Here is a 20,741-nt window from a genome sequence, read left to right on the forward strand (position 1 = left end):
AAAGACATGTTCCTCTGATATACTAAAGTCGCCAAACAAAGTATAAAGGAAATATGATCATGTCCACTAATCATTCTACCACAAAACAAACCTATCACCATCTTTCTGAAACAGAACGTGGGAAAATGGAAGCCTATCTTTCAGAAGGATTGAAACCAGCTGAAATTGCGAAACGTTTGAGGCGAAATCGCTCTACCATCTACCGTGAACTCAAGCGTGGAACTGTCAGGCAAGTTAAACAGATCAACGGAAAGAAAGTTTACTACGAACAATATGTCGCAGAAACTGCTCAGATTCGTTATTCTGAGGGTAGAAAAGGAAGTTACTATCTGAAACTTGAGAAAGTATCAGAAGCTTTCTTGTTAGCTTACACAGAAGCTATGCAAGCTAAACCCAGAATTCATAGTGTAGATTCTTATAAGTTTGAGCATCCTGAGGAAGTTGTTCCCAGCACCAAGACACTTTACAATTACATCTACCAAGGTTTAGTAGACATCAAACCAATTGACCTGCCTAAAGTTGTCCGCATTCGTAAAAAGACTAAGAGCCGGCCATCAACTAAGAAATACCTTGGAACTTCTATTGAGAAGAGACCAGGTGATATCAACGATCGTTCAACTTTTGGGCATTGGGAGATTGATTCTGTTCTTGGTTTAAAGACTGCTGGAGAGCCTTCTATTATGACTCTAGTTGAGAGGCAGACTCGTTTTGCACTCACCATTAAACTTCCTAAAAAGAGAGCTGAGTACGTTAATCAGGCTGTTTTAGACTACATGGAAAGCTATCCAATAAAATCAATAACAGCTGATAATGGAAGTGAATTTGCTTTACTAAGTGACCTAGAGGGGGTTGATATCTACTTTGCACATGCTTATTCATCTCACGAACGTGGGACAAATGAGAACTTCAATGGTTTACTTAGAGAGTTTATACCAAAAGGAGTCTCACTTAAAGGACTTACTCTAGATGACTTAGAGATGTATACCCAAGCTATTAATGATAAACCAAGAAGAATACACAACTATCAGTCTTCTAAAAAACTGTTTGAGCTAGCTCAAACAGTATAAGAATCATTGACTTAGTCTGATGAACACTGTATTGCACTTAACTTGACAACTGGGGAATGAAATTTTGGAAAGCAATTCTTTTAAAATACTTTCTGAATCCTTCAGAAAAAAGAGATTTCTCTTATGTTAGTTACAATTCTTATTTTTAAAATATTTAAAAAAAGCGATAAATGTAATATAATAGCTAAACAAATCAATTTCAACAATATGGAGTCATAATCATGTTTTTAACGTCAAATAATAGTCTAAAAAAAACATTGTATATAGTCATCAGTTTCCTATTAAGCTACTTACTATCTGCTATTATTTTATACGATCAATTTGTATCATTACATACTGACAGGTTTAACTTTGTTTCTAGCCATTGGCCCTTATTATTATCAGTTTGTCTCGGTATTTTGTATTCAGTCAGAATAAATGCTAAATTTTTAATAAAAGTCGTTATTCTTTATCTTTTCTTTATTGTCTCTGCTTATTTCATTGAAATGACCTTACAGCTAAATAATCCAGATTTTCATTGGAAGACATCGGATGATTTTCTGCAAAGTAATGGTCTCATCTATTTGAGCATTATTTTGATTATCGCTGTAGCAGCTAAAATTATTTTTCAAAAATTTTCATTCACTAAACGTTTTTTTGTAAGCAAATATAAGGATACATACGTACTAGCTCAACTTTTAACAAGCTTTTATACCACTTCGAATCAAATGCTTAGCAGAGTTCAAGAAAATACATTACTACCTACTAACTCTGAATCATTTTTTCAAATAAGAAATAACATTTTTACTTATATTCTTGGCTTTTATATCTTATTTTTTGGGGTTAGCCTATTGCTATTAAAATCGACAAGAGATTTAAAAAAGAAAAAAGTAAGTATCATACTTGCAGTTACTACAAGTATTGCACTCGCCGTAATATTTAATTACACTATTCAATCTGCCATAAAAGAAACTGGAAGCCATTATAATCTGTTCATTACTCCAGGTGCTACTATTTTTCAAATTATTATTTTTTCCGTAATTTTTGGTTTGTTATATATCATAATAAATCGTTATATGATCGCAACAATGTTCATCATTATAATGGGTTCCACCATTTCAGTTGCTAATACTTTAAAATACAGAGCTAGATTAGAACCGCTTTTACCTTATGATTTAGCTTGGCTAAAAGACATTACATTTTTTAAAGATTACATTTCATCTTCAACTTTGATCCTAGCTTTTATTCTTCTTGTTATCATTATCACAATTATTTGGATGACCCAAAAATATTTCTTCACCGAAAAAATAATAAAAACTTTTAGAATCCAAGTAATGTTGACTTCAGTCTTGCTTGTTTGTTTTATTTCACCTATTTACTATTTAAAAAACTTAGATAATCAACCATTCCCTAAAAAAATTCCAATAGCATCATCAGTTTTTAATGTTTTTGATATAAACTGGTTGGGTATCAACGCCAATGCTCGTTTTCAATCCTTATCTTATGTTTGGTTAAAAAATCTAACTGTCCAAAAAATGCCAAAACCCGAAAAATACACCCAAGCGAGCATCGAAAATATTTATTTAAAATATAATATCTATGCTAAAGAATTAAATAAAGAAAGACCTAATAAAATAGATGACCAAACCACAATTTTTGTACTTAGCGAAAGCTTATCTGATCCGACTCGTTTAAAAGGTATTCAGGCTACTCAATCTCCGATTCTATATATAAACTCCGTTATGCAAGGACACACCGGTGGACAGATGATTTCAGATGGTTATGGTGGCGGAACTGCCAATATGGAATTCCAATCTTTAACAGGCCTCCCATTTACTAATTTTGACAATAATGTCTCCGTTGCCTATTCTGAAATTGTACCTAGAATGAAAAAAATACCTTCAGTCAGTGATTTTTATGACCCTAAAAATAGAACTGTTATTCATCTCAATGGTGCGCAAAATTACAATAGAGCAACCGTTTATAAGAAATTACAATTCAATAAGTTTGTTGCGCTCTCTGGCGGTGATACTCAAACCTTAACCAATGAAAATTATGGCCCCTATCCAAGTGATCAAGCGACTTATGCCAATATTTTAAATGAACTAAGTCATAATCAATCTCAGTTCATTTACGGTTTGACAATGCAAAATCATGGCCCTTATCATAAACCACAGAAAGATTTTGATATTTCAGGGGATAATTTTTCAGAAGTAGAGAATGCGGCCTTGAAAGATTATTCTGATAGATTATCTGAAACTGATCAAGCCACTAGAGATTTTTTGCAAAAACTTCAATTTCAAAAAAAAGATATTACAGTTGTATTTTATGGTGACCATCTTCCGGGGCTATACCCTACAAATTTTTTTGATAAGCAGCCAGACAACAAGCAAAAAACTGACTACTTCATTTGGTCAAATCATAACAAAAACAATAATATTCTTAACTATTCGGAAGTTCGTTCGAATGATTTTCCTGCATTACTGTTTAAAGTAACAAAATCAAAAGTTTCACCTTATTATGCTCTTCTAACCAAAGCACTACCAAATAAAGAAAATAAAGTAAATAAAATTTCTCAAGAGGATTTGAAACTAATACAATATGATTTAACAGTAGGAAATAACTATTTAAAAAATTATCCCGATTTTTTTGAAATCTTAGAGTAAATTATGGTTTGCAATCATTAAAGAGAGATTACTAATAAGGTATCTAGTCATCCTCTCAATCAAGAAATGTTGGAGCTAATCTTAGATAGAGTATTGCTCTATGACGATTCATCTCGATGATTTAGGAGAGCTCTTTCTTGTCTAGGGTAAAACAACAGATATAAGGCTGGGAATCGACTCTCTCGCTTTTCTTGTTAAAAGTCAGTTTGAGTTAGATCCCTTCTCAGGTTATGCCTTTCTCTTCTGCGGGGGTCGAAAAGGATTGCTACAAGTCACTTTACTGGGATGGTCAGGGATTTTGGTTGCTCTATAAGCGTTTTGAAAATGGTCAATGAACTTGGCCAAGTACTGAAAAAGAGATCAAAACCGTGACGGGGCTGGGCAAAAACTATAGTTGAATGAATTAACTTTGAGACAAAGAACTGAGATACGGGCAGCACTTGAGTAGAGCAAGACGAAAGCGATGATGTACCAACCTTAATTCAAAATACTATATCTTCTGTCCCCCCCAAAAAAAAACGGGCATTTCCACAGTTGGAGATGCCCGTTTTTTATTCGAAAGCTAGTTTTTGCCCAGCCCCATTTTTTAATATCCCTTGTACTTGAACGCTTAATTTTTAATATTATTTTTTCCCTTGTTTATAAAACTCTTGTAAAGCATCTTGCCATGTTGGAATGATGAATCCAGTTGCCTTCGTTTTTTCTAGACTCATTGTTGAGTTTAAAGGACGCTTGGCTTTAGCTGGAAAGGCGGATGAATCAACTGGCGCCACTTCAACGTCTGCATCTTTCAAAATTTCCACTGCAAAATCATACCATGTTGTATCTTGGTTAGCATCATTTGATAGATGATAATAACCAAACTCTTTACGATTTTCAGCCAAGTAAGTCATAAATTCGGCCAAGGTACGAGTCCAGGTTGGACGACCATGCTGATCATTTACCACTGTCAAGCGGGGATGCTTCTTCGCTAATTCTTGCATGGTAAAGACAAAGTTCTTACCATAATTACCGAATACCCATGCCGTACGAATGATGTAGAAGTTCTTAGCATATTTTTCGACAGCTTCTTCTCCTAAACGTTTAGTCCGTCCATACTCAGTCTTTGGATCTGGCGTGTCTGTTTCAAGCCATTCTTGTCCGACTGGTTTTTCACCATCGAAAACATAGTCTGTTGAAATATAGACTAAGGTAGCATCATGTTTAGCAGCAACTTTAGCAACATTTTCTGTACCAGTTACATTAATAGCGTAATTGAGTTCTTTTCCTTCATCTTCCGCAGCATCAACCGCAGTATAGGCAGCGCAATGATAGACCAAAGTGGGGTTGACTTGCTTGAACACTTCTTCAACTTTTGCTTCATCAGTAATGTCCATTTCAGCGACATCAACTGCCACGTATTCCTCATTACGTTCATCTAATAAGTAACGAAGTTCCGTTCCCAACTGTCCATTGGCACCAGTAATTAAAATCATTGTCATTCTCCTTGGTTCTATTCTGTAACAAAGTATATCAAAAAAAGGGTTTTATTTCACCCTTTTTCTTTGACAATATAAATAGGACGTTTCTTAGTTTCTAGAAAAATCTTAGCAATGTATTTTCCAATAACACCAAGGGATAATAATTGCACACCACCTATAAAAAGTATAATGGTAACTAGACTTGCCCAGCCTGCCACGGGATCGCCAAAGACTAAACGTCTAATAATGATAAAAAACATAGCTAAAATAGATAATATAAAGGAACCTGAGCCAGTCCAGACAGCTAAGGATAAAGGAGCCTCCGAAAAGTTTATAAAACCATCTATCGAATACTTCAATAAACTCCAAAAAGACCAAGATGTTTCCCCTGCAACGCGTTCACGATTTTCAAAGGAAATATATGTTACATCATAACCAACCCATGAGAACAATCCTTTAGAAAAACGATTCACTTCTCCGAGTTCTAAGATACTATCAACCACTTGACGAGTCATCAAGCGAAAATCTCTAGCGCCATCAACCATCTCAGTACTAGAAATACGGTTAATCAACCAATAAAAAGTTCTCGCAAAAAATGATCTTAAAGCCGGCTCCCCTTTGCGGTCAACTCTTCGATTCCCAACAACATCATAACCTTCTCTAATTTTAACGTACATCTCTACAAGTAGTTCAGGAGGATCCTGCAAATCAACATCCATTACTGTGACAAAGTCACCTTTAACCTCTTCTAGTCCTGCTAATAAGGCAGCCTCTTTCCCAAAATTTCTGGAAAGGGACAAATAATGGACATTAATATACTTTTGGGATATTTCCCTTAATATATCAAGTGTAGCATCTGCAGACCCATCGTTAATAAAACAATAGTCAAAGATCAACTCATTCCCTAGCGACTTTTCCACCTTTTGCATTGCTGTTAAAAAAGGAAGAATTGTCACTTCCTCATTATAGCACGGCACTACTATACTAAGTGTTTTCACAATTCTTCCTCCTTTTTTATCGAATCCCTAATGCTATTCTCGCATAGCGGCTCAAACGATCTACTGACCAGGCTGGTGTCCATACTAAACGAACTTTTGGATCTCTCACTTCTGGAACTGATGTTAAGACATCATAGATTTGATCTGTAATAAGATCAGCCAAAGGACATCCCATCGTCGTTAAAGTCATGTCAATTTGCGTTTTACCATCTTGTTCAAAATGAATCTCATAAATCAAACCAAGATTAATAATATCAATACCAAGCTCAGGATCAATGACTTCTTCAAGTGATTCGAAGATACGCTCTTTAATGTTAGCAATTTCTTCTTCTGTATAGTTGATAACTTCTGACATTTTTTTCCTTTCACTATGACTATGATGCATTAGCAAAAATAACTCGTTTCAAACTAGCAATCACATTCCATCCAAGACTTGAAAAACGCAACCCTACTCTAGCGAATAATTCAAAGACAATTCAATCTCTAACAAATACTAGAAAGCAGGCCGAATTACTCTGGTTACCTACGACAGTTTGTTCATTGACTTGTCTCATTTCGTAAGCCTAGTCGGGCTTTGATTAGCCCTACTGGTAAGTTGTTAGCCTAGTCCTCATTTTTAGGTGAAACACTGGTACTCCCTATACATGAACGAGCACTCACTGCATATTAATTGTAATAGAGATGGCTAAAATATCTAGTAAAGGCGCTCTTTCACCTATTTTAAAACAGATAAAACTAGGTAATCCTCAAGAGAATTGCTCTGGTCTTAGGCTTTTGCAGTGTATTAAAACACCACACTATGGTATTTTAGTCCTCCATAAAGTCTTTAAGTTGTTTGCTGCGGCTTGGATGACGAAGTTTGCGTAGAGCTTTAGCTTCAATTTGACGGATACGTTCACGAGTAACGTTAAAAACTTTACCAACATCTTCAAGTGTGCGCATTTTCCCATCGTCCAAACCAAAACGAAGGCGAAGAACATTTTCCTCACGATCTGTTAATGTATCAAGAACGTCATCCAACTGCTCGCGTAGCACCACACGCGTTGTGTAATCAACTGGGTTTTCAATAACTTCATCCTCAATAAAATCACCTAGATGACTATCATCTTCCTCACCAATAGGGGTTTCAAGAGAGACTGGTTCTTGAGCAATTTTAAGAATTTCACGAACTTTATCAGGAGTCATATCCATGCGTTCCGCAATTTGTTCTGGGGTTGGATCTTGTCCTAATTCTTGTAAGAGATTGCGTTGTTCACGCACAAGCTTGTTGATAGTTTCAACCATGTGTACTGGAATACGAATGGTACGAGCTTGGTCTGCGATAGCACGTGTAATAGCTTGACGAATCCACCAAGTGGCATAAGTTGAAAACTTAAAACCTTTTGAATAGTCAAATTTATCAACTGCTTTCATCAACCCCATGTTACCTTCTTGAATCAAATCCAAGAATTGCATGCCACGTCCAACATAACGTTTAGCAATCGAAACCACCAGACGTAGGTTAGCTTCAGCAAGGCGTTGTTTGGCTTGAAGGTCACCATTTTCAACAGCAATAGCCAGTGCTTTTTCTTCCTCATTCGTCAAAAGAGGCACAACACCAATCTCTTTTAAATACATACGCACTGGGTCATTTACTTTTGCTGAATTACTACCAAGAAGTTCCTCATCGGTTAATTCTTCCGGTTTTGGTGCTTCAACAACGTACTTAGTAGATGGATTGCCATCCTTATCTGTAATAGCAATTCCACCATCTGTCAAACGCTCCAAAAGATCATCTATTTGATCAGCGTCTAAACTAAAGGGAATAACTAATTTTTCAGTAACTTCTGTATCGACGGCAGTCCCCGCTTGCTTATGATTGCGAATAAAATCAGCAACTTGAACGTTAAAAGTTGTTATTTCTTTGGTTTTTTCTGCCATAATTCCCTCTATTCTATGCTTCTTTTCTGTGCAATAAGTGCTTCTAAGGCGGCAAGTGCACTTTCTTGATCACCTTGATTACTAGTATCTTTAATCAATTGACTTTGTTTGCGCATATCATTTTGCGCTAACAAACGATCACGATGTCTCTCCAAATCAGAAATTTCATTGTCCCCAAGCTCTTCTGGTAACTGCTCCTCTAGAACTTGATAATAAGCCTGTTGTACCGTTTCTGATTCCCCAGACAATTCATAAGATGTAATCTCTCCATTAGTTACTAGCAGTTGATACAATTCAGCTAGTTCTGGGGTATTAAATTGAAAATCTTGTCTCAACTTAAAGTCATTTAAAATCACTGGATGAAAAAGCATCCGATGAAAGAGATGATTTTCAGTCTTTCTAAGGGCAGTCACCTGTTTGACAATCGGCATATCAATATAGACTGGTTCAACTACTTGTGATGGAACCATATCTTGCCGCAAGGAGAGGCGACGATTATTAACCGACTGTTCAACCTGATGATAATCAAAATCTGGAAGAAGGTCCGCCACTTTATTGATGTAGGTGTTTTGAGCCGTTATTGACGGCTCTTTGGCAATGACATCAGCAATCTTTTCGACATAAGCAATTTGGCTTTGAAGGTTGTCAATATTCTCAGGCAATAGGTAATGCATCCAAAACTCTACCTGACTAATGCGAGATTTGTCTAGTAGGCTAGCTAACTCATCTGCTGAGGTAGATTTCAAATACTCATCTGGGTCCATTCCCTGAGGCATTTTGACAATATCTACGGAAAATTGAGAAAGGATTTCTAACGATTTGGCGATAGCGTTTTGCCCTGCAGCATCACCATCATATGTTAATACAATCTTTTTGGTAAATTGACTCAAGTGACTCACATGTTCCTGCGTCAAAGCTGTTCCCATAGACGCAACCGCATTTACCACACCTGCTCGATAAGCTGCAATCACATCCATGAACCCTTCCATAAGATAGACTTCGCGTTTTTTAGCAATCACTGGTTTAGCCTGATCCAGATGGTAAAATTCGTAAGATTTATTAAATATTGGAGTTGAACGCGTGTTTTTATATTTTGCTTGATGCCTTTCTTTAGCTTGCTCTGACCAAATGCGACCAGAAAAGCCAATCACTTTTCCTTGGTCATTCGTAAGAGCAAACATAATCCTATTTTGAAATGCATCGTAGATACGATTTGATTCTTCAGATAAGTTAAAGAGACCTGAAGCTAAAATAGTCTCCTCATCATATTTATTCGATAAAGATTTGAATAAATAATCAGGTTCTTCAGGAGATAGTCCAATTTGAAAATGTTTAATTAGATCATCCGTTAGTCCTCTATCGTATAAATACTGTCGCGCCGCCTCTCCTTGCTTGGTAGTCATTAAGACTGCTTGGAAGAATTTATTAGCATCAGCATTTATTTGAAAGAGTGGTTCATGAGGATGTCTATTTTGATGATAGTTGGTTTGAGTCACTTGAATTGACATTCCCAAACGTTCAGCCAAAACAGAGGCAGCTTCTTTAAAAGGAATTTGTCTATACTCTTCCAGAAATTTAAAAACGTCACCGGATTTTCCACAACCGAAGCAATGGTAGAATTGCTTATCTTCGATAACGTTAAATGATGGCGTTTTTTCCTTATGAAAGGGACAGAGTCCCAGGTGGTTATGTCCTGCTTTTGAAAGAGCTACAACCTCTCCGATAATATCTACAATATTGGTTTCCTGCTTGATTTTAGCAATGGTTTCTTTATCCAAAATCACAACATCACCTCCACAAAAATCCAATTTTGCCTTACGTTACATTATAACATTATCAATATCACGTGTAAAATAAAAAATTCAAATTCCTTGCTCCTAATCTTTCTTTATTGTATAATAAAGTCTAATAGAGAAAGGAATTGAATATGCTTAAAGAATTAAAAGCTTTTTTGTTTAAAGGAAATGTCCTTGACTTGGCTGTTGCTGTTATCTTTGGTGCTGCATTTGGTGCCATCATCACTTCATTGGTAGAAGATATCATCACTCCTCTTTTATTGAACCCTGTTTTAAAAGCAGTCGGTGCAGAACGTATCGCTGAATTGACATGGAATGGTATTGCTTACGGTAGCTTCTTGAGTGCTGTACTTAACTTCTTAATTGTTGGTACTATTCTCTTCTTTATTGTTAAAGCTGCAAGTAAATTCATGCCAAAACAAGAAGAAGTTGTCGAAGAAGTTGCACCTTCAAATGAAGAGCTTCTTCTTACAGAAATCCGCGACCTTTTAGCTCGTAAATAAGAGAGACTTCTCTCAAAAAAGCAGGTGTTAGGCACTGCTTTTTTTTGATTCGTTGAAACTTTTGTTTTTAAACACTTACAAAACTAAGTATTCAAGATTAGGACCATGAAACAGCTCATACCAATATTATATCGTTGTTATACTTTTTCATTTTGTTGAGCGATATCTGCTTTGTCATAACAATCTTAGACAATCTTTTTCACTATAAATTCAAATCCTTATCTATCAACCATTGCTTTCTGGCTCTAAAGAAAAAGATACGATAATCATGACCACCCGTCTAACAGGTGGTTTGAACCGAGGCTATAAGCCCATATTACCAGCCAGCTCCTAAAGGCGCTGGCTTTCACTTTGTTCAAACTTCACTGCTCTTGACCCGTCACTAGCCTCTCAAAGAGGCAGCGGTACTACTTGCCACTATCCCTAAAGGGAGCTTCATACTCTTTTACACTCAACTTATCTAGTGCTATATCATGCTTCTCTTGATCTTGAATATATTTCTTTATCGTGGCTTCATTGAGACCAACCGTACTCACGTAATATCCCTCTGCCCAAAAATGGCGGTTCCCAAATTTATAGTTTAAATTGGCGTGTTTATCAAACATCATTAAGGTACTTTTACCTTTTAAGTATCCCATGAAACTTGATACACTTATTCGTAGTGGGATGCTCACTAGCATATGAATAGGGTCTGGCATCAGGTGTCGTTCTATAATTTCCACCCCCTTATAAGTGCATAGTCGACGAAATATCTCACCCAAACTGCTTCTATATTGATTATAAGTGACTTTTCGTCTATACTTAGGGGTAAACACAATGTGATATTTACACATCCATTTTGTGTGTGATAAACTATGTGCCTTTTGTGCCATATCATTATCTCCTTTCGCTTTACAGTAGGTTTGAACACCTTTATTGTATCGCGTTTGGAGATTTTTTTGTATAACAGTCGACGCGCACCCGCATAGCGGGTGGTTTATTTGTCTCGCACCTATCGGAGCGAGACTGGGCTTAAAGCCACATAAATAAAAAATGAATCCTGATTTTCAGGACTCATTTTTTATTTCTTCTCCTCATCATCCATTGAAAGCACGCTCAAGAAGGCTTCTTGAGGTACTTCAACCGATCCGATGGATTTCATGCGTTTTTTACCAGCTTTTTGCTTTTCAAGGAGTTTACGCTTACGGGAAACGTCACCACCGTAACATTTAGCCAAAACATTTTTACGAAGTGCTTTGATATCTGTTCGTGCCACAATTTTCTGACCAATTGCTGCTTGGATAGGTACTTCAAATTGTTGCCGAGGAATGATTTTTTTCAACTTGTCCACAATTACTTTCCCACGCTCATAGGCAAATTCTTTATGAACAATAAAGCTGAGGGCATCAACTTTATCACCATTAAGTAAGATATCCATTTTAACCAATTGCGAGCGACGATATTCAGAAATATCGTAATCAAAACTAGCATAGCCACGAGTTGACGATTTTAATTTATCAAAGAAATCAAAGACAATCTCAGCCAGTGGAATCTGATAGATAACATTGACACGATTATCATCAATGTATTCCATAGTTTCAAAGTCACCACGTTTACGCTGGGCCAACTCCATCACAGCACCAACATACTCCTGTGGCACCATAATTTGTGCTTTGACATACGGCTCTTCGATAGAATCGATACGCGTAGGTTCAGGAAAATCAGAAGGATTTGATACTTCTAAAATTTCCCCATCTGTCGTATTAATATTATAAACAACCGATGGAGCTGTCATAATTAAATCGATATTAAACTCGCGTTCTAAACGCTCCTGAATCACATCCATATGAAGTAAGCCTAGGAATCCACAACGAAAACCAAATCCTAATGCCTGAGATGTTTCAGGTTCAAATTGCAGACTAGCATCATTCAATTGAAGCTTCTCCAGCGCTTCACGCAAATCATTATATTTATTGGATTCAATCGGATAGAGACCTGCAAATACCATTGAATTCATTTGTTTGTAACCAGATAAAGGCTCACTTGCTGGATTATCAGCCAAGGTGATAGTATCACCAACACGAGTGTCGGCCACTGTTTTTATTGATGCTGCAATGTAGCCAACATCTCCGGTTGCTAAATAATCACGACCAACAGCTTTAGGTGTAAATATCCCCACTTCGGTTACATCAAATGTTTTACCATTTGACATGAGTTGAATCTTGTCGCCTGGCTTAACCATACCGTTAGTCACACGCACTTGAAGGATGACTCCGCGATAAGCATCATAAACAGAGTCAAAAATAAGCGCTTGAAGAGGTGCTTCGATATCCCCAGCTGGTGCAGGAACCTTTTCCACGATCTGTTCAAGAATCTCATCAATACCAATCCCAGCTTTAGCAGATGCCAAAACAGCATCCGATGCATCAAGACCAATAACATCTTCCACTTCTGTTCGCACACGTTCAGGATCTGCCGCTGGAAGGTCAATCTTATTGATAACAGGCATGATTTCCAAGTCGTTATCTAAAGCCAAATAGACATTAGCAAGTGTCTGAGCCTCGATACCTTGAGCCGCATCAACAACCAAAATAGCTCCCTCGCAAGCTGCTAAGGAACGTGATACCTCATAGGTAAAGTCAACGTGTCCAGGTGTGTCAATCAAGTGAAAAATATAAGTTTCACCATCTTTTGCCGTGTAGTTGAGCTCAATAGCATTCAGTTTGATAGTGATACCACGTTCACGTTCCAAGTCCATGCTATCAAGTAATTGCGCCTGCATTTCACGACTAGAAACAGTCTCAGTTTTTTCCAATATACGGTCTGCTAGCGTCGATTTCCCATGATCGATATGGGCAATAATGGAAAAGTTACGAATCTTCTCCTGACGTTTTTTTAATTCTTCGATATTCATCTTTTTATCCTATGTTATTTAATGGTTACCCCTTATTATAGCAAAAAGTAAGACTAAGAAAAAGAACAAGTTCATTTATCTCGCTCTATTCGTAAAAAACTAGTTTAAATTATCCAATAGTTTTCATGGCTACAGGACAACATGCTCTCTTAAGACGTTTTAAATGATTAAACCTCATAATTCGCCTTCTTCTCGCTTTTTTATTTGAAATCTCACGGGATAGAACGACAAAATAAAACGACGCCTTATCATTTTAGGGCGCCGGATTAATCAATTTATTAAAGCTGATTATTTACCAAGTTTTGCTTTAGCAGCATCTGCAAGAGCTGTGAAGGCTGCTGCATCATTAACAGCTAAATCAGCAAGCATTTTACGGTTAACTTCAATTTCAGCCAATTTCAAACCATGCATCAATTGTGAGTATGACAAACCGTTCATACGAGCAGCCGCATTGATACGTGTGATCCAAAGTTTACGGAAATCACGTTTTTTCTGACGACGGTCACGATATGCATAGTAATAAGAATTCATTACTTGCTCTTTTGCAGTACGGAACAAGATGTGTTTTGCTCCATAGTAACCTTTAGCTAATTTTAAAACACGTTTACGACGTTTGCGTGATACAACGCCACCTTTAACACGAGCCATTTATATTTTCCTCCGAATAATTCTGAATAATACTATTAATGTTTACAGACCTAATTATTTAAGGCGAGTAAGCATTGCTTTGATACGTTTGAAATCTCCAGCGTTAACCATTGACGCTTTACGAAGATGGCGACGTTGCTTTTTGGTTTTCCCATGGAAGCGGTGAGATGTGAAAGCACGGAAGCGTTTCAATCCGCCTGAACCTGTACGTTTAAAACGTTTAGCTGATGCGCGGTGTGTTTTTTGTTTTGGCATTTTTCTTCTCCTATGGATAAATATAATCTGACAAGTTATTTCTTGTCTGGAATCGGTGCAAGTTGCATGAACATTTGACGACCATCCATTTTTGCTCTTTGCTCAATGATCGCAATATCTTGAGTTGCTTCAGCAAACTCAGCCAACACTTTTGCTCCAATCTCTTTATGAGTAATCATACGTCCTTTAAAACGAATAGAGACCTTAACCTTATTTCCTTTTTCAAGAAACTTACGGCCGTTACGAAGTTTTGTTTCAAAGTCACCTTTATCAATAACAGGACTAAGACGAACTTCTTTTACCGTTATAACGCTTTGTTTTTTACGTTGTTCTTTTTGCTTCTTCTGATACTCAAATTTGAACTTACCATAGTCCATAATTTTAGCAACAGGCGGAGTGGCTTGTGGTTGGATGAGCACTAAATCAACATTAGCTTGATCTGCAATTGATTGAGCTTCTGATAATGGTTTGATACCTAATTGTTCACCTTCAAGACCAACTAAACGAACTTCGCGAACACGAATTTCGTCGTTGATGAATAGATCTTTTTTAGCTATGATCTTCACCTCTTTATTTTTTTAGAGAAAAACAAAACGGACTTGATAAACCAAGCCCGCACACATTATGTTCCTATAAAGAAACTTGACATGTAGGGCCAGACAACGTTAGTCGCAAGGCGAGAAGTTCTCACTTCTGCTTTTCTCATTGTTACTATCATAACAATTTGATTATCCTTTGTCAATGATTTTCTTCGCTTTTTTTTGAATAAAATCAACAACATCCTCTATTGATATACCAGTTGTGTCGAAGATAATGGCATCATCTGCTGCTTTTAAAGGTGATACTTTACGATGACTGTCTTTATAATCACGGGCAGCAATCTCATCTTTTAAGGTTTCAAAATCTGTCATAATGCCTTTTTCTTGATTTTCTTTAAACCTACGTTCTGCACGCTCTTCAACAGATGCTATTAAAAAGATTTTTAATTCCGCATCTGGTAACACCACTGTCCCAATATCACGTCCATCCATGATAATACCACCTTGTGCAGCAATCCGTTGTTGCTGAGCGACAAGCTCTTTGCGGACCTCTGGCAAAGCAGACACCCAGGAAACGTTATTAGTCACATCGGGTTGGCGAATGGCATCCGTCACATCGATGGTACCTAATAAGACGGTTTGTTGTCCGTTCTCATCTTTACCAAAAGAAATTGGATATTCCGCTAACTTTTCAAGAATATCTGATACTTTGGAATCATCTAATCGATGTTTTAAGGCAAGATAAGTCGCAGAACGGTACATAGCTCCTGTATCAAGATAAGTATAGCCAAGATTACGAGCAATAATCTTGGCTACTGTACTTTTACCACTTGAAGCAGGGCCATCAATAGCAATTTTAATAGCTTTCATGATGTCCTCTTTTTCTATTCTAGTTGATGTTAACCTGATCACCTGGATTAGCATACCAGTAACCCATAGTCATATTTTGTGGATTTAAGGCTTGTAATTGTTCGATCGAAATACCTGCTCGAGCTGCAATGGAAGCAGCACCTTCTCCAGCTTGGACAACAATTGTTTGGCCGCCTGTAGAAGGTTCCGTTGACGGTGTCGTTTCTTCTGTCACAGTTGTTGATGAACTCATGGCAGTTTCTGATGATGACGTTGCAGAACTAGACGCTTTGGCTGAAGAATTTTTAGATTTTTCCTTTTTAGAAGCTTTGGAAGCTGCTTTCTTTTTAGACTTCTTCGCATCTGCTTTGGATGATTTAGCTTTTTTATCAGACTCAGATTTGGCTTTAGAAGTCTTTGCTTCTTTTTCTTCTTTTGCTTTAGATTGTGACGAGCGGTAGAAACCAGACGTTGCTTTTGCTTCATCACTGCCACCATTAGAAGTATAGAAAACAACAATCAAAATACCTACAACAATTAAGAAAAAGACACTAAGAAGGCCTGTCAATAGGGGAGTGCTTAACAAACCACTATTTTTTTCCTTCCGAGACGTTTGCCTGCCACTGTCCTTTTTATTTTCGAAAATCTTCGATTCCCATGGTTTCTTAGCCATGATTTCCCCCTTGTTAAATAAATTAAATCATATTACAATAATACTATGAAAGTATCACTTATTCCAGAAAAATGTATCGCCTGCGGCCTTTGTCAGACCTATTCTAATGCTTTTGATTACCACGACGATGGCATCGTTAAATTTACAGATAGCGATGAGTTAGTAGCTGTGTTCCCAGATAATGATCTTGCTACATTAGAAGCTGTAAAACATTGTCCAACTAAGGCTCTAATACTTTAGGAGTTTTTTCATTTTTGTATGCTTCAAAATAATCTAACTCAATAAAATTATCCATTAATTCAACTTCTCCTTTAAAGTAAGGATGAACAGCCAAAGCATCTAAAAAATATTTTTTAGGCCATTTACGCATATAAAATATGCGTTTTTTTGCGTCACCATAAAATATCAAGGTAATGCTTAATTTAGTTACTTCAATCTTTTTTATATTAGAAATCTTAACATTTTGTGGTTTGAAAACATCCATAGATACAATTTTCAATTGATCTTCTTCTCCGATAACGAAGAAACGGTGCAACCCAAATCCCAATAGTACCAAAAATAAGGCAAAGGATAAAAAGAAAGTCACAGGTATTTTCGTCCGCTCAAACAGCAAGGATAGCCCTATAAAAATTGGCGCAATCGTCAATGACCAGTAAATTAAAAGCCACGAGAGCTCAGGTTGCCAATGGTATCTTATTTTACCAAAAATTTTAATCATAAATGGTAACCCCCAAGCTTATTCTACCATACTTCCAGCAATCTTTCAAAAAGCTAGTTGACATAGCTCGATATTCCGATAATAACATCAACAGCTTTCTCCATAGTTTGAAGACTGACAAATTCAAAACGCCCATGCATGTTTTCTCCGCCAGCAAAAATATTAGGAGTTGGGATTCCCATGAAGGAAATCTTAGAGCCATCTGTTCCACCACGAATAGGTTCAATAATTGGTTTAATATCAAGATTTTCCATCACTTCTTTAGCAAGATTAATGGGGGTCATATCTTTTTCGATTACCTGACGCATATTATAGTACTGATCTTTCAAACTAACAAGAACACGCTCTTCCCCAAAATCTTCATTCATTTTTGAAGCAATATCTATCATTAATTGCTTCCGCGCTTCAAAGGATTCAGTCTCAAAATCACGGATAATATAGGAACTATGAGCTTCTTCAACTGTACCATCAAATCCGTGAAGGTGATAGAAGCCTTGGTAACCTTCGGTTAATTCTGGACGATCTGATTCTGGAAGAGCATTGTGAAAATCAATCGCCAGTTGAAAAGCATTCACCATCTGATTCTTAGCAGTCCCTGGATGGACATTTCGTCCTTTAAACGTAATATCAGCTGCAGCTGCACTAAATGTCTCAAATTGTAACTCTCCAAGTGGTCCACCATCAACCGTGTAGGCAAAGTCTACATCAAAATCATCAATATCGAACTTATCAGCACCAACACCAATTTCCTCGTCTGGCCCGAAGCCAACGCGTATTTCACCGTGTTCGATTTCTGGATGGCTTGTAAAATACTCGATAGCAGTCATGATTTCAGCTATCCCAGATTTATCATCAGCTCCTAAAAGGGTCGTTCCATCTGTTGTGATTAACGTTTGACCATGGTAATTCTTTAAATTAGGAAAATCAATTGGCGACAACTGAAATCCTGAATCTCCTAATGGAATGTCAGAACCATCATAATTCTCAATAATTTGAGGCTTAATCCCTTCTGCATTAAAATCAGCTGTGTCAATATGTGAAATATAACCAATTTTATAGTTGAACTTATCAGAATTAGCTGGCAGAGTTCCTACAATATAACCATTTGATTCTAAATAATGAACATTTTGTAAACCAATTTTTTCCATCTCAGGCTTTAAAACGGTTAACGCAAAATCAACTTGACTCTGCGTACTTGGTGTTGAATGACTAGATTCATCACTACGTGTATTAATCTTTACGTATGTTAAAAAGCGTTCTAAAAGATTTGGATAAGACATAAACGTACCTCTTCTCTATTATCTTCACTGATTATACCAAAAAATCCACTCCAGCGAGTAGATTTTTTAATTTTTATTAAATAGAATAAGTCTTATAATAACTTAAAATGCCACTAACAACGGCATTAGCCAATTTTTCTTGATAATCACCTTTAGTGATACGATTTCTCTCTGCGTAGTTAGACATATAGCCCAATTCTAACAGTACTGCTGGCGCAGTCGTTTCCCTTAACACAGCAAAGGTATTTCTTAAGACACCATTATCTTTAGCTCCTGTAGCTCTGATGGCAGCCGATTGAATAGCAGTTGCAAGGCTGGCACTTCTTTTTAAGCGCTCCGCATTATCATGGTAAGTTTTATTAATGGCTGGCTGATATTCAGGATAATACTGATAATAATAAGTTTCAATACCGTTTGCAGAAGGACTTGTTGAAGCATTAAAATGAATACTTACAAACAAATCCGCTAAACTTTGGTTAGCTTTGTTGGAACGAGGCAACAAGTCCAAATAAGAATCAGTATCCCGTGTAGTAATGACTCTATAACCTAATCGTTCTAGTTTCGCACGAACAAGAGATTGCATTCTTAAATTTAGAGATTTTTCAGTAATGCCTGCATAAGTGGCACCAGGATCCGCACCTCCATGACCAGCATCTAAATAGACAATTTTATTAACTTTTGAATAATTACCTTGTGAGGCAGATGGTGTTAGGACTACTGAAGGAGTCTTGACTACGGTCATTTTCTTCTCAAAAGGCTTAACTGTTGTTCCTGGAGCAGAACCACCTTTTTTAACTAGGGTAACCTCAATGCCTTCAACACCCAAAGAAAAACCCTCTGTCCCAGCACTAGATCCGTTCTTTGCCCAATCTAACCATCCTTTATTCTGACTATGAACACGATAATAAACATCATAGTGTTGACTGATCTCACCTACTAAGGCAATTCTCACTGCTTCGATTTGGCGATTGGAGCTCTCCTGACCACTTGCTTGGCCTTCTCTAACAGCTGGCGTCCAGCCGACATTTTGAATGTGGGTTTGATAGGATAGATGGCCTAGATAATCCGAATGAAGACGAAGTTTCAAAGACTCTATTTGTTGATTATGACCTGTACTACCACTCAAGTGACCATTAGAAACGGAGCCCTGCCAACCTTTTTTCTCAATATAGGTTTGATAACTAAGCGAAGCTGATTGAGCGTCTTTTGCTATAAAAGACCGGCTCATGGATCCTGTGAAACGAGCACCTTTAGGAAGAATCTGCATTTCAAGGGCTTCAAGACGTTTCGAGAGGCCTTCCGTTCCAGCATTAGCCCCATTCTTTGCCCAGCCTAACCATCCATAATCTTGAACATGAACACGGTAGTAAAGATCAAAATGAGCTGCCAATTCTTGCGTTAATCGAACATTAACTGCCTCAAGACGTTTACTTTGACCAACCGTACCACTAAGTTCTCCATTTTTGACTGGTCGCTGCCAACCTATATTTTGAATATGACTTTGGTAAACAATTTCTCCCAAGGCCGACATATCTTTTCCCAAACTAAGTTCGATAGCTTCTAAACGCTTGCTTTGACCAATTGTACCGATCAACTGTGTTGCATTACTCGGTTTTTGCCAACCTATATTTTCTACGTGCGATCGAATGTTAACATCACTATTATCGACTTTCGATAAATTTGATACTGTCTCCTTAGCAGATCGACTCTCTGTTGTTGGAGATGACGCTACTTGGTCATTACTGCTCACCATTGAGGATGCCATCACTGGTGTTGGCGTTTTAGCCACCTTCAATAGGTTGGACGTCTCAGCAGGATTAACATTCTCTGCAGCTGATGATTCATCTCTCAAATCACGACCAGGTTCTTCCAATGAGGAATCAGCCGTCACAGATGTGGTTTTTATACCATTAGTTGGCTGCGGTGTGACGTTCTCAGAACCACTCGTCATGTCGCCAACAACTACGCCGTTAGCAGCTGGTGCAACCTCCTCTGCCAAAACACCAGGGGCAACCAAAAGACTAGCAGTGGTAACACCGGCAACAACCCACTGCTTTTTAGCCTTATACATCTTCTTTTTCATGATTTAATCTCCTAAACTAAAACATTTTGAAAGTTAGTATAGCAAACGTTTTTTTAATTTGTCAAGTTATTCTAAGAAACGTTTCACGCCATTATCATCCGAAAGTGATAATGGCTTGCTTAGGTCGAAAGTCAAAATGCCCTATTCTGTTAAACTAGAAAGATGAGGAAAATAGAATTAACCATGGCAGAGTCAATTCAGACTTTGGAATGTTTTTCAATATACCTCATTATTGGACGCTTACTATTGGACGCTCGTAATATAGCGCTTACTAACAGGCTATTCCCCCAATATCAAAAAGCAACGGCATAGAAACCGTTGCTTTTCGCTTGAGTCCCAAGGACTTTATTCCAAACTCTTCGTTTTAGCTATCAGCCTCCCAAAAGAAAACTTTCCATTCTCTTTTGAACGTCT

At 37.3% G+C, this 20,741-nt stretch carries 20 protein-coding genes and 1 other annotated feature; of the genes, 5 read left to right on the forward strand and 15 right to left on the reverse strand.

Going from position 1 to position 20,741, the window contains the following annotated elements; translation table 11 throughout:
- Positions 1 to 59 precede the first annotated feature (59 nt).
- The 3 genes from A2G56_RS03655 (at position 60) to tnpB (ending at position 4,047) form a co-directional block, all read left to right on the forward strand.
- Entirely contained in the window at positions 60 to 1,067 is a 1,008-nt protein-coding gene (locus A2G56_RS03655) for an IS30 family transposase (RefSeq protein ID WP_172793781.1), read from the forward strand.
- A gap of 221 nt (positions 1,068 to 1,288) precedes the next feature.
- Positions 1,289 to 3,712: an LTA synthase family protein gene (locus tag A2G56_RS03660; RefSeq protein WP_062709183.1), complete on the forward strand. Its 2,424-nt coding sequence runs from the start codon at positions 1,289 to 1,291 to the stop codon at positions 3,710 to 3,712.
- 230 nt (positions 3,713 to 3,942) lie between these two features.
- Positions 3,943 to 4,047, forward strand: a complete 105-nt coding sequence (gene tnpB / locus A2G56_RS11035; protein ID WP_250636776.1) for an IS66 family insertion sequence element accessory protein TnpB — start codon at positions 3,943 to 3,945, stop codon at positions 4,045 to 4,047.
- A gap of 288 nt (positions 4,048 to 4,335) precedes the next feature.
- On the opposite strand, the gene rfbD is transcribed toward tnpB, so the two are convergent.
- From rfbD to dnaG, 5 genes are all read right to left on the reverse strand, one after another.
- Positions 4,336 to 5,187, reverse strand: coding sequence for a dTDP-4-dehydrorhamnose reductase (gene rfbD / locus A2G56_RS03665; RefSeq protein ID WP_062709197.1), 852 nt, complete (start codon positions 5,185 to 5,187; stop codon positions 4,336 to 4,338).
- Between the two features lie 56 nt (positions 5,188 to 5,243).
- Positions 5,244 to 6,170: a glycosyltransferase family 2 protein gene (locus A2G56_RS03670; RefSeq protein WP_062709200.1), complete on the reverse strand. Its 927-nt coding sequence runs from the start codon at positions 6,168 to 6,170 to the stop codon at positions 5,244 to 5,246.
- A 16-nt stretch (positions 6,171 to 6,186) separates the two neighbouring features.
- Positions 6,187 to 6,525 (reverse strand): metal-sulfur cluster assembly factor, encoded by a 339-nt coding sequence (locus A2G56_RS03675; RefSeq protein WP_062709203.1) that lies wholly within the window; start codon positions 6,523 to 6,525, stop codon positions 6,187 to 6,189.
- A 452-nt stretch (positions 6,526 to 6,977) separates the two neighbouring features.
- Positions 6,978 to 8,090: an RNA polymerase sigma factor RpoD gene (gene rpoD, locus A2G56_RS03680; protein ID WP_062709204.1), complete on the reverse strand. Its 1,113-nt coding sequence runs from the start codon at positions 8,088 to 8,090 to the stop codon at positions 6,978 to 6,980.
- 8 nt (positions 8,091 to 8,098) lie between these two features.
- Complete coding sequence (gene dnaG / locus A2G56_RS03685; protein WP_062709206.1) at positions 8,099 to 9,874, reverse strand: DNA primase; 1,776 nt, start codon at positions 9,872 to 9,874, stop codon at positions 8,099 to 8,101.
- A 143-nt stretch (positions 9,875 to 10,017) separates the two neighbouring features.
- On the opposite strand from dnaG, the gene mscL reads away from it, so the two are divergent.
- Complete coding sequence (mscL, locus tag A2G56_RS03690) at positions 10,018 to 10,389, forward strand: large conductance mechanosensitive channel protein MscL (protein WP_062709208.1); 372 nt, start codon at positions 10,018 to 10,020, stop codon at positions 10,387 to 10,389.
- Positions 10,390 to 10,796: 407 nt separating this feature from the next.
- On the opposite strand, the gene tnpA is transcribed toward mscL, so the two are convergent.
- The 7 genes from tnpA to A2G56_RS03725 form a co-directional block, all read right to left on the reverse strand.
- A complete protein-coding gene (tnpA, locus tag A2G56_RS03695; protein ID WP_062709210.1) occupies positions 10,797 to 11,261 on the reverse strand; it encodes an IS200/IS605 family transposase in 465 nt (154 codons plus the stop codon).
- A gap of 188 nt (positions 11,262 to 11,449) precedes the next feature.
- A complete protein-coding gene (gene lepA / locus A2G56_RS03700; protein WP_062709213.1) occupies positions 11,450 to 13,282 on the reverse strand; it encodes a translation elongation factor 4 in 1,833 nt (610 codons plus the stop codon).
- 288 nt (positions 13,283 to 13,570) lie between these two features.
- Positions 13,571 to 13,930 carry a 50S ribosomal protein L20 gene (gene rplT / locus A2G56_RS03705; protein ID WP_000124839.1) on the reverse strand — a complete coding sequence of 120 codons (360 nt, stop codon included), beginning with the start codon at positions 13,928 to 13,930 and terminating at the stop codon, positions 13,571 to 13,573.
- Positions 13,931 to 13,984: 54 nt separating this feature from the next.
- Positions 13,985 to 14,185 carry a 50S ribosomal protein L35 gene (gene rpmI / locus A2G56_RS03710; protein ID WP_018380793.1) on the reverse strand — a complete coding sequence of 67 codons (201 nt, stop codon included), beginning with the start codon at positions 14,183 to 14,185 and terminating at the stop codon, positions 13,985 to 13,987.
- Positions 14,186 to 14,220: 35 nt separating this feature from the next.
- Entirely contained in the window at positions 14,221 to 14,751 is a 531-nt protein-coding gene (infC, locus tag A2G56_RS03715; RefSeq protein ID WP_018380792.1) for a translation initiation factor IF-3, read from the reverse strand.
- A 13-nt stretch (positions 14,752 to 14,764) separates the two neighbouring features.
- Positions 14,765 to 14,890 (reverse strand) — a sequence feature (ribosomal protein L20 leader region).
- 23 nt (positions 14,891 to 14,913) lie between these two features.
- Positions 14,914 to 15,594, reverse strand: a complete 681-nt coding sequence (gene cmk, locus A2G56_RS03720) for a (d)CMP kinase (RefSeq protein ID WP_062709216.1) — start codon at positions 15,592 to 15,594, stop codon at positions 14,914 to 14,916.
- A gap of 19 nt (positions 15,595 to 15,613) precedes the next feature.
- The gene (locus A2G56_RS03725; protein WP_062709217.1) at positions 15,614 to 16,246 is read right to left on the reverse strand and encodes an SAG1386/EF1546 family surface-associated protein; all 633 of its coding nucleotides are present in this window, start codon (positions 16,244 to 16,246) and stop codon (positions 15,614 to 15,616) included.
- A 45-nt stretch (positions 16,247 to 16,291) separates the two neighbouring features.
- On the opposite strand from A2G56_RS03725, the gene A2G56_RS10160 reads away from it, so the two are divergent.
- The gene (locus A2G56_RS10160; RefSeq protein ID WP_082785100.1) at positions 16,292 to 16,486 is read left to right on the forward strand and encodes a ferredoxin; all 195 of its coding nucleotides are present in this window, start codon (positions 16,292 to 16,294) and stop codon (positions 16,484 to 16,486) included.
- Here the strand turns inward: A2G56_RS10160 and A2G56_RS03730 are convergent.
- The 3 genes from A2G56_RS03730 to A2G56_RS03740 all read right to left on the reverse strand — a co-directional run bounded on the left by A2G56_RS03730 (position 16,467) and on the right by A2G56_RS03740 (position 20,327).
- Complete coding sequence (locus tag A2G56_RS03730; RefSeq protein WP_062709220.1) at positions 16,467 to 16,964, reverse strand: EbsA family protein; 498 nt, start codon at positions 16,962 to 16,964, stop codon at positions 16,467 to 16,469. The genes A2G56_RS10160 and A2G56_RS03730 overlap by 20 nt on opposite strands.
- A 53-nt stretch (positions 16,965 to 17,017) precedes the next feature.
- A complete protein-coding gene (gene pepT / locus A2G56_RS03735; RefSeq protein ID WP_062709222.1) occupies positions 17,018 to 18,244 on the reverse strand; it encodes a peptidase T in 1,227 nt (408 codons plus the stop codon).
- Between the two features lie 76 nt (positions 18,245 to 18,320).
- On the reverse strand, positions 18,321 to 20,327 hold the full coding sequence (locus A2G56_RS03740) for an N-acetylmuramoyl-L-alanine amidase (protein ID WP_062709225.1): 2,007 nt from the start codon (positions 20,325 to 20,327) through the stop codon (positions 18,321 to 18,323).
- Positions 20,328 to 20,741 lie beyond the last annotated feature (414 nt).

The organism is Streptococcus halotolerans (assembly GCF_001598035.1).
In the GTDB taxonomy this organism is placed as follows: domain Bacteria; phylum Bacillota; class Bacilli; order Lactobacillales; family Streptococcaceae; genus Streptococcus; species Streptococcus halotolerans.

What these genes read in the sequence shown, in the direction of transcription:
- rfbD (WP_062709197.1), bottom strand. Translation starts at nt 5,187, where the DNA reads ATGATTTTAATTACTGGTGCCAATGGACAGTTGGGAACGGAACTTCGT.
- pepT (WP_062709222.1), bottom strand. Translation starts at nt 18,244, where the DNA reads ATGTCTTATCCAAATCTTTTAGAACGCTTTTTAACATACGTAAAGATT.
- A2G56_RS03740 (WP_062709225.1), bottom strand. Translation starts at nt 20,327, where the DNA reads ATGAAAAAGAAGATGTATAAGGCTAAAAAGCAGTGGGTTGTTGCCGGT.
- rplT (WP_000124839.1), bottom strand. Translation starts at nt 13,930, where the DNA reads ATGGCTCGTGTTAAAGGTGGCGTTGTATCACGCAAACGTCGTAAACGT.
- A2G56_RS03730 (WP_062709220.1), bottom strand. Translation starts at nt 16,964, where the DNA reads ATGATTAAAATTTTTGGTAAAATAAGATACCATTGGCAACCTGAGCTC.
- A2G56_RS03675 (WP_062709203.1), bottom strand. Translation starts at nt 6,525, where the DNA reads ATGTCAGAAGTTATCAACTATACAGAAGAAGAAATTGCTAACATTAAA.
- A2G56_RS03655 (WP_172793781.1), top strand. Translation starts at nt 60, where the DNA reads ATGTCCACTAATCATTCTACCACAAAACAAACCTATCACCATCTTTCT.
- cmk (WP_062709216.1), bottom strand. Translation starts at nt 15,594, where the DNA reads ATGAAAGCTATTAAAATTGCTATTGATGGCCCTGCTTCAAGTGGTAAA.
- rpmI (WP_018380793.1), bottom strand. Translation starts at nt 14,185, where the DNA reads ATGCCAAAACAAAAAACACACCGCGCATCAGCTAAACGTTTTAAACGT.
- lepA (WP_062709213.1), bottom strand. Translation starts at nt 13,282, where the DNA reads ATGAATATCGAAGAATTAAAAAAACGTCAGGAGAAGATTCGTAACTTT.
- A2G56_RS03725 (WP_062709217.1), bottom strand. Translation starts at nt 16,246, where the DNA reads ATGGCTAAGAAACCATGGGAATCGAAGATTTTCGAAAATAAAAAGGAC.
- tnpB (WP_250636776.1), top strand. Translation starts at nt 3,943, where the DNA reads ATGCCTTTCTCTTCTGCGGGGGTCGAAAAGGATTGCTACAAGTCACTT.
- A2G56_RS10160 (WP_082785100.1), top strand. Translation starts at nt 16,292, where the DNA reads ATGAAAGTATCACTTATTCCAGAAAAATGTATCGCCTGCGGCCTTTGT.
- mscL (WP_062709208.1), top strand. Translation starts at nt 10,018, where the DNA reads ATGCTTAAAGAATTAAAAGCTTTTTTGTTTAAAGGAAATGTCCTTGAC.
- tnpA (WP_062709210.1), bottom strand. Translation starts at nt 11,261, where the DNA reads ATGGCACAAAAGGCACATAGTTTATCACACACAAAATGGATGTGTAAA.
- A2G56_RS03660 (WP_062709183.1), top strand. Translation starts at nt 1,289, where the DNA reads ATGTTTTTAACGTCAAATAATAGTCTAAAAAAAACATTGTATATAGTC.
- rpoD (WP_062709204.1), bottom strand. Translation starts at nt 8,090, where the DNA reads ATGGCAGAAAAAACCAAAGAAATAACAACTTTTAACGTTCAAGTTGCT.